This is a genomic window from Marinilabiliales bacterium (assembly GCA_007695015.1).
Taxonomy (GTDB): Bacteria; Bacteroidota; Bacteroidia; order Bacteroidales; family PUMT01; genus PXAP01.
Map to the genome: position 1 here is coordinate 50,418 of REEN01000058.1, position 14,083 is coordinate 64,500.

Genomic DNA, 14,083 nt, shown 5'->3' on the forward strand with positions numbered 1-14,083 from the left:
GTTATTTTCTTTGATATGACAAACACCAGTATGAAAAATAACGGACTTTACTCACCTGAAAACGAACACGACAGCTGCGGAATAGGTTTCGTTGCAAGTATCAGGGGGAAAAAAACGCATGACATTGTTGAACGGGGACTGGAGGTGCTGCTGAATATGACCCACAGGGGTGCTGAAAGTGCCGACAATGTGACCGGTGACGGTGCCGGCATCATGGTACAGGTTCCCCACGAATTTTACAGTGCACAGACAAAAAACCTTCCCCCTGCAGGCCACTACGGCACCGGATTGATCTTCCTTCCAGGCAACAGCGCTGACCGGGAAAAGTGCGAGGAGATTCTACTCTCACAGGTGCATGAAGAAAAACTCGGGGTCATATCTCTGCGCGATGTTCCTGTGAACAACAAGGCTCTGGGCGAAACAGCCCTTGCAACAGAACCATATATTAAGCAGATTTTCATTTCCGGCAATCATGAACAGGATGACATGGAGCGTAAGCTGTACGTCATAAGAAAGCTTGCCGAGAATACAATCAGGAACTCAGGGATCGGACAGAAAGAGTGGTTCTCTATCCCCAGCCTCTCAACAAGGGTGATCGTATACAAGGGGATGTTCACACCGGAACAGTTGAAAGCATACTATCCGGACCTTGCCGACAATCTTTTTGCAAGCGCTATCGCTCTTGTCCATTCAAGATTCAGTACAAATACATTCCCCGCCTGGGGTCTTGCCCAGCCTTTCAGGTACCTTGCCCATAATGGGGAAATCAATACAATAAGGGGGAACCGTCTGTGGATGCAAACCAGGGAATCACTGCTGAAGACAGATCTTTTCGGCAGCGACCTGCAAAAACTCTTTCCGGTCATTGAACCAGGAAAGAGCGACTCTGCCTCGCTTGACAATGTACTGGAGTTTCTGGTGCTGACAGGGCGCTCACTTCCTCATGCCCTGTCAATGCTGGTACCTGAATCATTCAATGACAAGAATCCGATCCCGGGAAGCCTGAAAGACTATTATGAATACCACTCCACTATCATGGAGCCATGGGACGGGCCAGCGTCACTTCTGTTCTGCGACGGAAGGTATGTTGGGGGAACACTCGACCGCAACGGGCTTCGTCCTTCACGGTACCTGATAACAGATGATGATATGATAGTTATGGGTAGTGAAACCGGGGTGCAGGAATTCCCGCCTGACAGGATTAAGGAGAAGGGAAGGCTAAGGCCGGGCAAGATACTGCTTGTGGACACAAAACTTGGGGTAATAATCTCTGATGAGGAGCTGAAATCGCAGCTTTCAAAGATGAATCCATATGGTAACTGGCTACGGGATAACCGGCTTGAACTTGAGAATATTGAAATTAAGGAGAGGGTTCCATCAGGAATGGGAAGTAACTATCCTTTATGGATGAAAACTTTCGGTTATACGAGGGAAGATATTGAGGATATGATAAAGCCAATGTGCATTGATGGCAAGGAGCCTACCTCCTCGATGGGTAATGACACCCCTCCTGCCCTTTTGTCTGACAAGCCTCAAAGGCTCTATAATTACTTCAGACAGCAGTTCGCGCAGGTAACAAATCCGGCTATCGACCCGATAAGGGAGGGTCTTGTAATGTCACTCACCAATTACATTGGGTCACTCAACAAGAATATCCTGGATGAATCACCCAGTATCTGCAAGCTTGTCAAGTTTAAAAGCCCCGTTATCATAAATACCGACCTGAAAAAGCTCAAAGACCTTGATCAATCTGGTTTTTCACACCGGGAACTCAGTATGTTATTTGATCCGGCAGGAGGAAGCCGTGCAATGGAATCTGCACTTGAAAAGCTTTGCGCTGATGCAGAAAAGGCAGTGGATGAAAAGGTGAATTTCTTAATACTGACTGACAGGGGAATTGGTCCTGACCTGGCACCGGTTCCTTCACTCCTTGCAGTATCGGCAGTACACCATCACCTTATCCGCTCAAAGAAGAGGATGCAGACTGGTTTGATCGTAGAGACCGCCGAAGCCCGGGAGGTTATGCACTTTGCACTGCTGCTTGGATACGGGGCAAGTGTGGTTAACCCTTACCTGGCATTTGCCGTGATCGATGAACTGTCTAAGAAAGGAGAAACAGGGCTTGAATATAAGAAAGCCAGGGAAAACTACATATTGGCAATAGACAGCGGCATATTGAAGATCCTCTCAAAAATGGGTATTTCAACCCTGCGGAGTTATCATGGCGCCCAGATCTTTGAGTGCCTGGGCATATCGGAAGAGGTTGTAAACCGGTACTTCAACGGCACCGCCTCCAGTATAGGCGGTATCGGCCTTGACGGCATCGCCGCTGAAGCTGCCAAACCTCACCAGCAGGCATTCGCAGCTTCAGGGTCAGAAAACGGCTTTATGCCGGTTACCCAGGGATATTATTCTTTCAGGATGAACGGAGAGCATCACGGATGGAATCCTGAGACCATAAGCCTGCTGCAATGGGCTGCAAAAAATAATGATTATGACAAATACCGTGAATACAGCTCCCATGTGTACCTGGAAAACCGCAAACCGTCGTTTCTGAGAGGATACCTCGATATCAGGAAAAACCCGGTGCCCATTGACGAAGTTGAACCTGAGGAGGCTATCCTGAAAAGATTTGTAACCGGTGCCATGTCATATGGCTCCATAAGCAAGGAGGCACATGAGGCCCTTGCAATCGCTATGAACCGGATTGGCGGCAGGAGCAACACCGGTGAGGGAGGTGAAGACCCTGGCCGATACAGTGCCGGATCCGGCCATGAAAACAGGAGAAGTGCCATCAAGCAGGTCGCATCAGGCAGGTTTGGCGTTACAGCCGGATACCTTGTCAATGCCGACGAGATCCAGATAAAAATATCGCAGGGGGCAAAACCTGGTGAAGGCGGACAGCTTCCCGGATTCAAGGTAAATAATATAATTGCGGGGCTCAGGAATTCAACACCGGGCATAACTCTTATCTCTCCTCCCCCCCATCACGACATATATTCCATTGAGGATCTGGCCCAGCTGATATTCGATTTGAAATGCATCAATCCTGCCGCGGTGATCTCGGTAAAACTGGTATCGGAATATGGGGTGGGGACTATTGCAGCAGGGGTTGCAAAAGCTAAAGCTGACCTGATAACGATATCGGGCTGTGAAGGTGGCACGGGCGCGAGTCCTGCCAGTTCAATAAGGCATGCCGGACTTCCTGCAGAGCTTGGCATCGCCGAGACTCACCAGACTCTTGTCCTGAACAATCTGAGGGACAGGGTCAGGCTTCAAACAGACGGACAGCTCAAGACCGGGCATGACGTTATACTTATGGGCATGCTGGGCGCCGAGGAGTTCGGCTTTTCAACCGCTGCCCTTATCGTTCTGGGTTGCGTAATGATGAGGAAGTGCCACCTTAATACTTGTCCCGTAGGAGTGGCCACCCAGGATGAGGAACTCAGGAAACGGTTCCTCGGGAAGGCAGATTATGTGGAAAATTATTTCAGGTTCGTAGCCAGGGAGGTTCGCGAGATTATGGCCGGGGCCGGATTCAGAAAGTTTGATGAACTGGTCGGGCGCGCCGATCTCCTTGAAGTGAGAAAGGATATATCCCACTGGAAAGCAAAACATGCTGATCTGTCGCGCATGCTTTTCTATCCCGAGGCAAACGGCGATTTGCCCAGATACTTTAAAAAGCCACAGGAACACAAGATTTCAGGAATAATTGACAGGGAACTGATCAGGCTGTCATCCAAAGCTGTCAGCCGTGGTGAACGGGTCTGGATATCGAAGCCTATAAGGAACACAGACCGGGCCGCAGGAACCATGCTTTCAGGTGAGATTACCAGGAGGAGAGGCCCCGGTGCACTTCCCGAAGATACGATAAATGCCAGATTTTATGGTTCTGCAGGTCAGAGTTTTGGTGCGTTTCTGGTTAAGGGTATACATTTTCACCTTGAAGGTGATTCAAATGATTACCTGGGCAAGGGACTCTCAGGAGGCCGGATAGTACTTACACCGCCGGCAGGGTCAAAGTTCGCACCCGAGGAGAACATTATAACCGGCAATACAGTTCTTTACGGCGCAACCAGCGGCGAGCTGTTTGTCCGGGGCATCGCAGGTGAACGCTTCGCGGTCAGGAACAGCGGCGCAATTGCTGTTGCAGAAGGAGTCGGCGACCATGGCTGTGAATACATGACCGGCGGCCGGGTTGTGATTCTTGGTTCAACCGGACGGAATTTTGCAGCAGGCATGAGCGGAGGCGTTGCATGGGTGCTTGATTTGAAAGGTAATTTCGATTATTTCTGTAATCGCGGACTGGTTGAGCTGGAGAAACCTGAAGATATTGCAGATATAAGTGAACTGCAGGAGATAATAGGAAAACACCTCCTATATACCGGCAGTAAGCTTGCCGAGAAGATCCTGGTGGAATGGGACGAATATCTTCCCCGGTTCGTTAAGGTGATACCGTTTGAATACAAGAAGGTTCTGCAGGAGATGAAGCTGGAGAACCTCAGAAAGAAGCTTGAGACAACAGACGACAGACCACAGCATCATTACTGAATGGGATAGCAATATTAAAACCTGTTAACATGGGAGATCCAAGGGGATTTATTAAGGTGGCCCGCAAAGAGGGAGGCAACAGGCCGGTACATGAACGGCTGAATGATTTCTCAGAGGTCGAACAGACACTTAATGAGACAGATCGCAAACTGCAGGCATCAAGATGCATGGACTGCGGTGTCCCGTTCTGCCAATGGGCATGTCCGGTAATCAACAGCATGCCCGAGTGGCAGGATGCAATTTACAGGGGCGACTGGAAAGCTGCATCAGATATTCTTCATACAACCAATAATTTTCCGGAATTTACCGGCAGGGTTTGTCCTGCTCCATGTGAAAAGTCATGCGTACTGGCAATACATGAAGAACCTGTAACAATAAGGGAGAATGAAGCGGCGGTAGCTGAGAAGGCGTTTAAAAACGGATATATCACTGCAAGACCGCCTGAGAACCGCACCGGAAAGAGGGTTGCCGTGATTGGGTCGGGGCCGGCGGGACTGGCATGTGCCGACATTCTGAACAGGGATGGACACCTGGTAACTCTGTTTGAAAAGGACGATGAGCCGGGAGGTTTGCTCAGATATGGAATACCTGATTTCAAGCTGGGCAAGAATATTGTTGACCGGAGACTTGATCTGATGAAAGAGGAAGGGGTGCTGTTCAGGACTTCTGTAGATGCGGGTAAAGATATTTCCGCCGGCGAGCTTCTTAGATCCTTTGATGCCATATGCCTTGCCACCGGCGCAATGCAACCCCGCGACCTGGATATCGATGGCAGGAAACTTGAAGGGATTCATTTTGCCATGGATTACCTGACCAGTCAGAACAGAATTGTAGCCGGCACCCCCCCCGGCAAAGATGAAATATCAGCCAAAGGGAAGGATGTTCTTGTAATCGGAGGCGGCGATACCGGATCAGACTGCGTTGGTACTGCAAACAGGCAGGGTGCAAATTCAGTTATCCAGTTGGAAATAATGCCTGAACCACCTCTGCGAAGGAGAATGGAAAATCCCTGGCCCTACTGGCCCGACACACTTAGGTCATCCTCATCGCATGAAGAGGGCTGCGAACGTCTATGGGGAGTCAAAACAATCAGATTCAAGGGGAATGACGGCAAGGTTGAAAAAGCTGAAATCTCTAATGTCAAATGGATCCGGTCAGATAACGGAAAGATGGAGATAAGGGAAATACCGGGCAGCAGAAGAGAGATCAAAGCCGGTCTGGTGTTGCTTGCCCTGGGTTTCCTTCACCCGGTACACGATGGACTTGTAACCGATCTCGGGTTAGGCCTTGATGAAAAGGGAAATATACTGATCGATTCCAATTACAACACGACCAATGAAAAAGTGTTTGCCTCCGGCGACAGCGCCTCCGGGGCATCTCTTGTAGTTACTGCTATAATTTCAGGCAGAAGAGCTGCAAATTCGATCTCAGCTTATCTTACGGGGGACTGATACCATGATGAAGATTTTTATTGCTTGACGCTTAAAGGCTCTCAATTACTTGCGAAGATAGTTTTCGAAAGCCTTCTCGAACTTTTCGACCTTGGGGGCTATTACCATCCGGCAGTAACCCTGGTTGGGATTATTCCTGAAATACTCCTGGTGGTAATCCTCTGCCTCATAAAAGCCCAAAAAGGGGGTTACTTCAGTCACTATAGGGTCGTCCCAGATATCTGAACCGTCAAGCATCGCCTTTACCTCTTCAGCTACGCGTTTCTGTCCGTCAGTGTGATAGAAAATTGCCGACCGGTATTGTGTGCCGACATCAGCTCCCTGCCGGTTAAGGGTTGTCGGATCGTGTGTCATGAAAAATATCTCAAGCAGCCTGGCAAAGGGCAAAACTGCCGGGTCATAGGTAACCTGAACTACCTCGGCATGTCCGGTTCGCCCGGAAGTTACCTCCCTGTAGGTCGGATCAGGAATATTTCCGCCTGAGTAACCCGATTTTACATCTGTCACGCCCTCTACTCTTTCAAAGATTGCCTCAACGCACCAGAAACAACCGGCGCCGAGAGTGATTATTTCTGTGTTTTCAACCTGATCATTCATTTTTACTGAAATGTTTGATGTATAACCGGATGCCGGGTATAACAGGGTTAATATTATATAAAAAATTGTTACAATCATGATCTTTTCTATTTTAAACAAACTATGTACCGATAATGTTCAGCTTCGTATTAACAATTTAATTCCAACCTGGTTACAAACCAAAAAGTTAAAGAATTCAAATTTTTTTGATTCAACAATTCTGCATTCAACTTGTTGTATCATATGAATTGACATCTACGGTTATATTCACAAAATCCTACCAGATGGCAGAAACCGGCAATATCGACGAAAGGGAAATCTCATACTACTTAAAGGAAGCCGGCAATGGCAATAATGATGCGCTGAACAAGCTGGTATCCATTGCTTACGCTGAACTCAGGGAAAATGCCCACAATCTGAGGGTCAGGTTTTTCGATATTGACACCCTCAATACAACCGCTATTGTACATGAGACTTATCTGAAGCTTTTACGGACAGGATCCGGCAGTTTCAAAAACCGGTCACATTTCTTTTTCGCATCAGCCAAAGCGATGCGTCAGATATTAATAAATGCCTCTTTAAAAAAGCGAACATTAAAACGTGGCGGTGGTACAAAACAGGTGGCTTTAGGCACCGGTTCCGAAGCTTCCCTGCAACTGAGCGATCAGACATCAGAACAGCTTCTGATGATAAATGATGCCCTTGAAAAACTGGAAGCCTGCAATGACAGGCAGGCAAGAATAGTAGAATGCAGGTTCTTTGGAGGTATGTCAGTTGAGGAAACGGCCGAGGTCCTTCAGATCAGCCCGGCAACGGTAAAACGTTCCTGGAGCATGGCACGTTCATGGCTTTACACCCAGTATATTGAGGGATAAACTTAACACCCCGTCTTATGGCTGGTCGGTTAAAAGAATATGACAAAACATCGTATCTGTTTGAATTGTGCGAAAATGCCCTTCCGTCTGATTGGAACCGTATTATTGCTGAAAGCGGCATTGAAGAGGAAGCTGTGGTAAAGAATGTCCTGCGGCTTCTGGAGAACAGGGAAGAGGCTGAGATGTTTTTTGAGCGACTGACAGGCAGGATCGGATCAGAACTTGAGGCGGGCATAATCAGATACAGTGAAGGACAGATCATTGACAAATTCAGGATTAAGCAGCTGTTATCCGGAAGCAGGAAAGCTTCGGTATATCTTGCAGAGAGGGTTGACGGCCAGATCGAGCAGGAAGTTGCAATAAAGATTTCAGGATCACCTTCCGGCAATTCCCAGTCACAAAACAGATTCCGGACAGAACAGCAGATGCTGTCCCGCCTGAATCACCCAAATATTGCAAGATTCTTTGACGGAGGCATTACAGATGAGGGATACAGTTACCTGGTGATGGAATACATTGACGGTATTCCGGTTGATGCCTATTGCAGGGAATCAAAGTTAAAACTGGGTGAACGCCTGAAACTGTTCCTGCAGGTGTGCGATGCTGTTCAATATGCACATGACAATAAGATCATTCATAAAGACATAAAACCCGGGAATATTCTTGTAACCTCCGACGGGGTTGTCAAACTGGTAGACTTCGGAATTTCAATACCGGTCGATGAAAACGGCGCCCATTCCAATGAAGCTGCTTTTTCTGGTACAATAGGCTATTCAGCCCCGGAACAGTTTGGCGGGGGAAGGCTTTCTACTGCAATGGATGTTTACCAGATGGGCAAAGTATTGTATCTTTTAATTACAGGTTGTAATCACCTCTCACCAGCATCACAACCACGAGAATATGATCTGACCCCGGAAACACTGAAAAGGTTTTTAAAAGGTACATTCAAACGCCGGTTTTCCAATATGATATGCCGGGATATGGATGCCCTGTTATGCAAGGCACTTGCTGTTGATCCCCGATCCAGGTACCTGAGTGCATTGGCATTAAGGCAGGATATCGAAAGTATTCTCTACTGTCTGCCTCTAAAGGCAAGGGAACAGACCTCAAAATACATATTTGGAAAATATATCAGGAAACAAAAAGAACTGGTAATCCCCATAGCTGCCATGGCAGTCAACTTAATCTCCCTTTTATCAGTTTTGGTGTGGCAGAACCATGTTAACCATGATTCTCCTGCAGGGTCCGGTGAAACCGGCCCGGATGGCAATATAACCCGGCCATATTACAAGAATCATATTGACAGCTACAAGCCTGGCCACCTGTCACCAGGAGTATCTTTGCCCTGGCCGGGATACTTACCGGAGCATACCGGCAATCGTAGCAACTCTCCTGAAGATCAAAACCACCCGCAATAATAATTCGGGGAGGCACACTGTTGGCATACCTCCCCGAATTTCATATAACAAGGATCATCTCTCTTCATGTACCGTCTGACAGTCTACCTGAAGAAGCAGTTGCCGCCCTGATTTCCTTCGAACACATTTTCAGTGCAAAGATCGTCATTGACATCAGATTCGGCGCTTATAACGATACCGTAATCACCGCTGTTTCGGAATATACTGTTGGTAACACTGACCCTTGCAGCATCAGAACCGGTACGTCCACCGATAACAAGGTTGGCAAGCTGGTTATGGGTTGACCAGTAGCTCCCTCCTCCTCCGTATTCAATAATAACATTGTCAATTGTATTCTGTGAGCTCGGTGTATTACTTAACAACAATCCTTTCCACCAGCCTTCAACTTTTTCTGAACCTGTAAACAGTACCGGATCGTCAGATGTGCCTTCGATACTGATCACAGTGTTATCCCTGAAAGCCAGTCCGGCACCGTTTTCAAACTCAAAGACAGCACCGGCCTCAATTGTCAGTTCAGTTTCGAAAATGCGCAGTTCTTCCCTTGCCCGGTAGGGTACATCCAGTTTGTTCCATGTTATATTTCCCGATGTTTCACCTTGTCTGACAACAAGGATATGATCATTTCCATTGTTTCCGGTAAATGATGATCCACCATCCATAAAATGCATGCCGGACTGCCCCATGAACACGGGGGCTCTCATATTGTCAGTATAAATATTGCCCGATGATGCAGGCATTTCAGAACTGCTTGTCAGATGCAGACCATGTTCCTCACTATTCCTAAAAACACTGTTGGTCACGCGCAGTCGTGCAGCCTCGCTGGCAATTCTTCCCCCGATTACAAGATTTGCATATGTATTGTGAGTTGACCAGAATCCATTGCCTCCTGCATATTCTATGATTACATGGTCAAGAACGTTCTGGGTGCTCATCGAGCCCTGGATGTTGAAGCCTCTCCACCATCCCGGTGTGTTTTCCGTTGCAGTAAACATTACGGGATTCCCTTGTTCACCGTGGGCACGTATGATTGCCCCATCTCTTACCTGGAAGTAAGTGTCGTTGTTAAAAGCAAACTCTGTCCCGGCTTCTATGGTAAGCTCAATTTCGGAGATACGGATCCTGTCATTCACGATATAAGGCACCCCGGAATTCTTCCATGTCACGTTCCGCACGTTGTAATCTCCTGAATAGATTACTATACCATCAGTTTCATTACCGGTATAAGCGGAGCTTCCATCAAAATACTCAATTCCGGTTGCCGGTATAATGCCACTTATCTTGTTTCCGGTATAGTTGTTATTTACGGAAGCAGGTAATTCAGAAGGATCTCTCACATATATTCCGGCATCGGCACTGTGCCTGAAGATGCTGTTTGAGACAGTTACACGGGCAGCTTCGGATGAGATTCTTCCGCCAACAACCAGGTTTGCTGTTCGTGACTGTGTGGACCAGTATGTGCCACCACCACCGTATTCGATGATTACATGGTCAAGGATATTCGCAGTGCTTTGCGTCTCCCTGATCTGGACGCCTCTCCACCATCCCGGGGTCTCTTCAGTCGCTGTCAGCAGGATCTGGTCCTCTGCCGTGCCCTCTGCCGATATAATACTTCCATCCTGTACAATGAGCGAAGCATCTTCTGCAAAACTAAGCCTGGTACCTGGGGCAATTGTTAGTGTTGACTGGTTCAATATGCGCATACGGCTGGTCACAAAATACTCGAACGGAGCCGACAAGACCAGGTCTTCGCTGAAGTCGCCCGATATCTTTAACGGCGGAAGAAGTACTGCATTAATAACATGCACGATTCCATTTACTGCATGAATATCAGCCGAACTTATTAAGGCATTATTGTTAAGGAATATCTCCTCACCGTCGACAGTAACAATTATTTCAGCTCCCTCAAGCATGGGTTTGAGTACTGACCCGCCCGCAATATCCGAAGCCCTGAGAATAGTTTCTCCTATTACGTGGTAAAGCAGTATATCAAGGAGGATATTATCGGGTATGTCATCCAAAGAATTGTAAGCGGATGCTGCAAACAGGTCCTCAAAAGCTTCATCGTTTGGAGCCATGAGGGTAAGTGACAAATTTTCATCTGAAAGGAATGCAACAAGTTCAGGAAATCTTAAAACTGCCTCGGTAAGAATGGAAAAACCTTCAGTATTTTCTGCAAGTTCAAAAATGGTTGCCATGTCACTTGCATCAATGGCCAGGATATTGATTTCATCGCTGTCGGAGCCATAATCGTTCTCAACAGTAAGCCTGATTGAATACTCACCTTCAATGTCCGGGGTAAACCTGGCCGTAATTGAGGCAGCATCAACTATTACAGCTTCGCTCCCTTCGGGAGTTGTAACAAAAGACCAGTCCGCCTGGAAGCCTTCTCCCGACTCATCAACAGTGCCGGTCCCGTCCAGAATTACCTCTTCACCCGCAAAAACCTCCCGGTCATCTCCTGCATTTGCTATTATGCCGAAATCGGGTGAAACCTCATCATCCTCGCAGGATGTAACAAAAAACAACAAAACCGTGAATATAAGTCCAAAAACCTTTTTCATGTTTATTAAGTTTAAATTTAAATAGCATCGCTTTCTATTACTACATACATGAAAAAGGCTCATCACGGCTCAAAAACCGTGAAAAATGTAGAAATTTGATTGCCGGGAGATCAGTCGAAAACGGGAAGAGGCGTCGTTTCAGTTGAAGGAGGCAATACGGGAATAAGCCTGGCATATTCGGGAACTTCCCCCGAAAGGGATTCCATAAAACTTACAAGGTCGTTTAACTGGTCATCGGTAAGTTTAACATCAAGCTGAGACATGGCAACAACCCTGGTTGCCTCCCTCAGTGACCACTCGCTTCCGTCATGAAAGTAGGGGAAGGTTTCTGCAACATTTAAAAGGGAAGGCACTTTAAAGAAATGCTTATCCTCTTCCCGGCCGGTAAATTCAAACCTTCCAAGGTCAGGTTCAGCATCGCCGGAAAGTTCCCGGGGAGTTATAGACTTTGCGAATGTATGGCCTCCAAGAGTCTCCCTGACATGGCATGTGGTACATCCGACATCAATAAATGTAACCAAACCCCGTAGTTCATCTTCGGAAAGTGCACTCATATCACCTTTCAGAAAGCTGTCAAATGGCGAAAAGGTAAGCAGTATCCGCTCAAATGCACCTATGGCGATGCCAACATTCTCATAAACCAGGGGCTCCTGCTGCTCAGGGAATGCCCTCCTGAAACGTTCAACATATTCAGGTATTGAACCAATAACTGCAAGAACATGCTCTTCCGACGAGGCCATTTCAACGGGGTCAAGGATTGGCATAAGTGCCTGTGATTCAACATCCGGCTCCCTGCCGTCAAGAAACTGTGAACTATGCAACGCTGCGTTCAGCACTGTTGGAGCATTTCTGGGACCTTTCTGCCACATGTGGCCGATTGATACAGGCAGATTATCGACACCTGCCAGGCCAAAATTATGACAGGTGTGGCAGCTGATCAGGCCGCTTTTGGAGAGTCTGGGTTCATAATAGAGCATCTTACCAAGCTCGATAAGCTCGTCACAAGCCTCTTCCCCTTCTTTGAATGCATTCTCAGGCATGGGTCGAAAAAAAACCAGTGCCTGTTCATGAATGACCTGTTCTTGACTCATTTCAGAAGGTCTTTGTCCGTTGCAATTACTGAACATGAAAATAATAAAAGCTGTCAGCGAACCGGAAAGCACCAATGCAGGAACCAAATGCGATCTCATTTTCAATGATTTGTGTTTTTAATGAATGCAATATATAAAAACATAAGGCATTTTTTATAAGATCATTCAAGGAAAGGCATCAATATATATTAAGATTAAATCCCGATCAGGAGTGGCGTTCTTCAAGAACGTCAACGACGCTTTTGAGGGACTGTCCACGATGTCGCAGGAGAACCATCAGATGATACAACAGGTCGGCAGCCTCACCAAGTAATTCCCTGTCACGGCCGCCAACAGCTTCAATCACAAGTTCAACAGCTTCTTCACCCACTTTCTGGGCAATCTTCTCCACACCCGACCTGAACAATGTTGTTGTATAGGATCCATCAGGCAACTCCCTCTTTCGCTGAGCAATCACCTCATCCAGAACTTTAAGAAATCCGATATTCTTGTTTCTCTCTTCGCCAAAACAGGTATCACTGCCGGTATGGCATACCGGTCCGGCCGGCTCAGCCTTCAGCAACAGTGTATCACCATCGCAGTCCGTTGATATGGAGACAACCTTCAACCAGTTTCCGCTGGTTTCACCTTTAACCCATAGTTTCTTTCTTGACCTGCTGTAAAAGGTTGCCTTACCTGTTTTCTTTGTGAGGTCAAGAGCTTCCCTGTTCATCCAGGCATGCATCAGAACCTGCTTTGTCAGGGAGTCCTGGACTATGACGGGAACCAGCCCGCCGCACTTTTCAAAATCTGTTTCCATGATATTTATAATCTTACCGGTACATTGTTACTGCTTAAATATTGCTTTAAATCAGGTATTGATATCTCATTGTAATGAAATACACTGGCAGCCAGTGCGGCATCAGCCTTCCCCTCAGTAAAGGCCTCCAGGAAATGTTCGGGTTTTCCTGCTCCTCCTGAGGCAATTACAGGCACAGGTAACTTCTCCGACATAAGTGCAAGCTCCCTGCATGCATAGCCTGTTTTCACCCCGTCATGGTCCATTGATGTAAAGAGTATCTCACCCGCTCCCCTGTCGCACACCTCAGATGCCCATTCAAACAGTTCGCGGTCGGTCACTATCCGCCCTCCGCTTCTGTATACAACCCACTTACCATCATGGTTCTTGGCATCAATTGCCACCACAAGGAACTGGCTTCCGAAAGATTTTGCCACCTGGTCGATCAGTGCGGGATCAAGTATCGCAGCTGAATTAACACTGATCTTGTCAGCCCCGGCCTCCAGCAGTATCCCGGCATCGGCAATTCCGTTCACACCTCCTCCAACAGTAAATGGTATGTTTATAGTCTCAGCTACATTTCTTACAAGACCGGTCAGAAGCTTTCTCTTTTCATGGGTAGCTGTAATATCGAGGTAAACCAGCTCATCTGCCCCCTGTTCCGAATACCATGCACCATGCTCAACAGGATCGCCAATCTCCTGCAGGTTAACAAAATTAACACCTTTCACAACCTTGCCGTCAAGTACATCCAGGCAGGGAATAATTCTTTTTGCAAGCAT

The 14,083-nt window shown here is 47.3% G+C and carries 9 protein-coding genes; 4 read left to right on the forward strand and 5 right to left on the reverse strand.

Going from position 1 to position 14,083, the window contains the following annotated elements; translation table 11 throughout:
• Window positions 1-15: 15 nt before the first annotated feature.
• Together EA408_07490 and EA408_07495 are read left to right on the forward strand one after the other, a co-directional pair.
• Window positions 16-4,551 (forward strand): glutamate synthase large subunit, encoded by a 4,536-nt coding sequence (locus EA408_07490; protein TVR72154.1) that lies wholly within the window; start codon window positions 16-18, stop codon window positions 4,549-4,551.
• A gap of 29 nt (window positions 4,552-4,580) precedes the next feature.
• Entirely contained in the window at window positions 4,581-6,002 is a 1,422-nt protein-coding gene (locus EA408_07495; GenBank protein TVR72155.1) for a glutamate synthase subunit beta, read from the forward strand.
• A gap of 45 nt (window positions 6,003-6,047) precedes the next feature.
• On the opposite strand, the gene msrA is transcribed toward EA408_07495, so the two are convergent.
• A complete protein-coding gene (gene msrA, locus EA408_07500) occupies window positions 6,048-6,677 on the reverse strand; it encodes a peptide-methionine (S)-S-oxide reductase (GenBank protein TVR72201.1) in 630 nt (209 codons plus the stop codon).
• Between the two features lie 185 nt (window positions 6,678-6,862).
• On the opposite strand from msrA, the gene EA408_07505 reads away from it, so the two are divergent.
• Both EA408_07505 and EA408_07510 read left to right on the forward strand, forming a co-directional pair.
• The gene (locus EA408_07505) at window positions 6,863-7,453 is read left to right on the forward strand and encodes a sigma-70 family RNA polymerase sigma factor (GenBank protein TVR72156.1); all 591 of its coding nucleotides are present in this window, start codon (window positions 6,863-6,865) and stop codon (window positions 7,451-7,453) included.
• Window positions 7,454-7,470: 17 nt separating this feature from the next.
• On the forward strand, window positions 7,471-8,871 hold the full coding sequence (locus EA408_07510) for a serine/threonine protein kinase (GenBank protein ID TVR72157.1): 1,401 nt from the start codon (window positions 7,471-7,473) through the stop codon (window positions 8,869-8,871).
• Window positions 8,872-8,954: 83 nt separating this feature from the next.
• On the opposite strand, the gene EA408_07515 is transcribed toward EA408_07510, so the two are convergent.
• From EA408_07515 to hisF, 4 genes are all read right to left on the reverse strand, one after another.
• Window positions 8,955-11,498 carry a fasciclin domain-containing protein gene (locus tag EA408_07515; GenBank protein TVR72158.1) on the reverse strand — a complete coding sequence of 848 codons (2,544 nt, stop codon included), beginning with the start codon at window positions 11,496-11,498 and terminating at the stop codon, window positions 8,955-8,957.
• Between the two features lie 44 nt (window positions 11,499-11,542).
• A complete protein-coding gene (locus EA408_07520; protein TVR72159.1) occupies window positions 11,543-12,622 on the reverse strand; it encodes a cytochrome-c peroxidase in 1,080 nt (359 codons plus the stop codon).
• A gap of 106 nt (window positions 12,623-12,728) precedes the next feature.
• A complete protein-coding gene (locus tag EA408_07525) occupies window positions 12,729-13,322 on the reverse strand; it encodes a bifunctional phosphoribosyl-AMP cyclohydrolase/phosphoribosyl-ATP diphosphatase HisIE (GenBank protein TVR72160.1) in 594 nt (197 codons plus the stop codon).
• A 5-nt stretch (window positions 13,323-13,327) separates the two neighbouring features.
• Entirely contained in the window at window positions 13,328-14,083 is a 756-nt protein-coding gene (gene hisF, locus EA408_07530; protein TVR72161.1) for an imidazole glycerol phosphate synthase subunit HisF, read from the reverse strand.

Coding starts and splice junctions, on each gene's coding strand:
- EA408_07490 (TVR72154.1), top strand. CDS start 16: ATGACAAACACCAGTATGAAAAATAACGGACTTTACTCACCTGAAAAC.
- EA408_07495 (TVR72155.1), top strand. CDS start 4,581: ATGGGAGATCCAAGGGGATTTATTAAGGTGGCCCGCAAAGAGGGAGGC.
- msrA (TVR72201.1), bottom strand. CDS start 6,677: ATGATTGTAACAATTTTTTATATAATATTAACCCTGTTATACCCGGCA.
- EA408_07505 (TVR72156.1), top strand. CDS start 6,863: ATGGCAGAAACCGGCAATATCGACGAAAGGGAAATCTCATACTACTTA.
- EA408_07510 (TVR72157.1), top strand. CDS start 7,471: ATGGCTGGTCGGTTAAAAGAATATGACAAAACATCGTATCTGTTTGAA.
- EA408_07520 (TVR72159.1), bottom strand. CDS start 12,622: ATGAGATCGCATTTGGTTCCTGCATTGGTGCTTTCCGGTTCGCTGACA.
- EA408_07525 (TVR72160.1), bottom strand. CDS start 13,322: ATGGAAACAGATTTTGAAAAGTGCGGCGGGCTGGTTCCCGTCATAGTC.
- hisF (TVR72161.1), bottom strand. CDS start 14,083: ATGCTTGCAAAAAGAATTATTCCCTGCCTGGATGTACTTGACGGCAAG.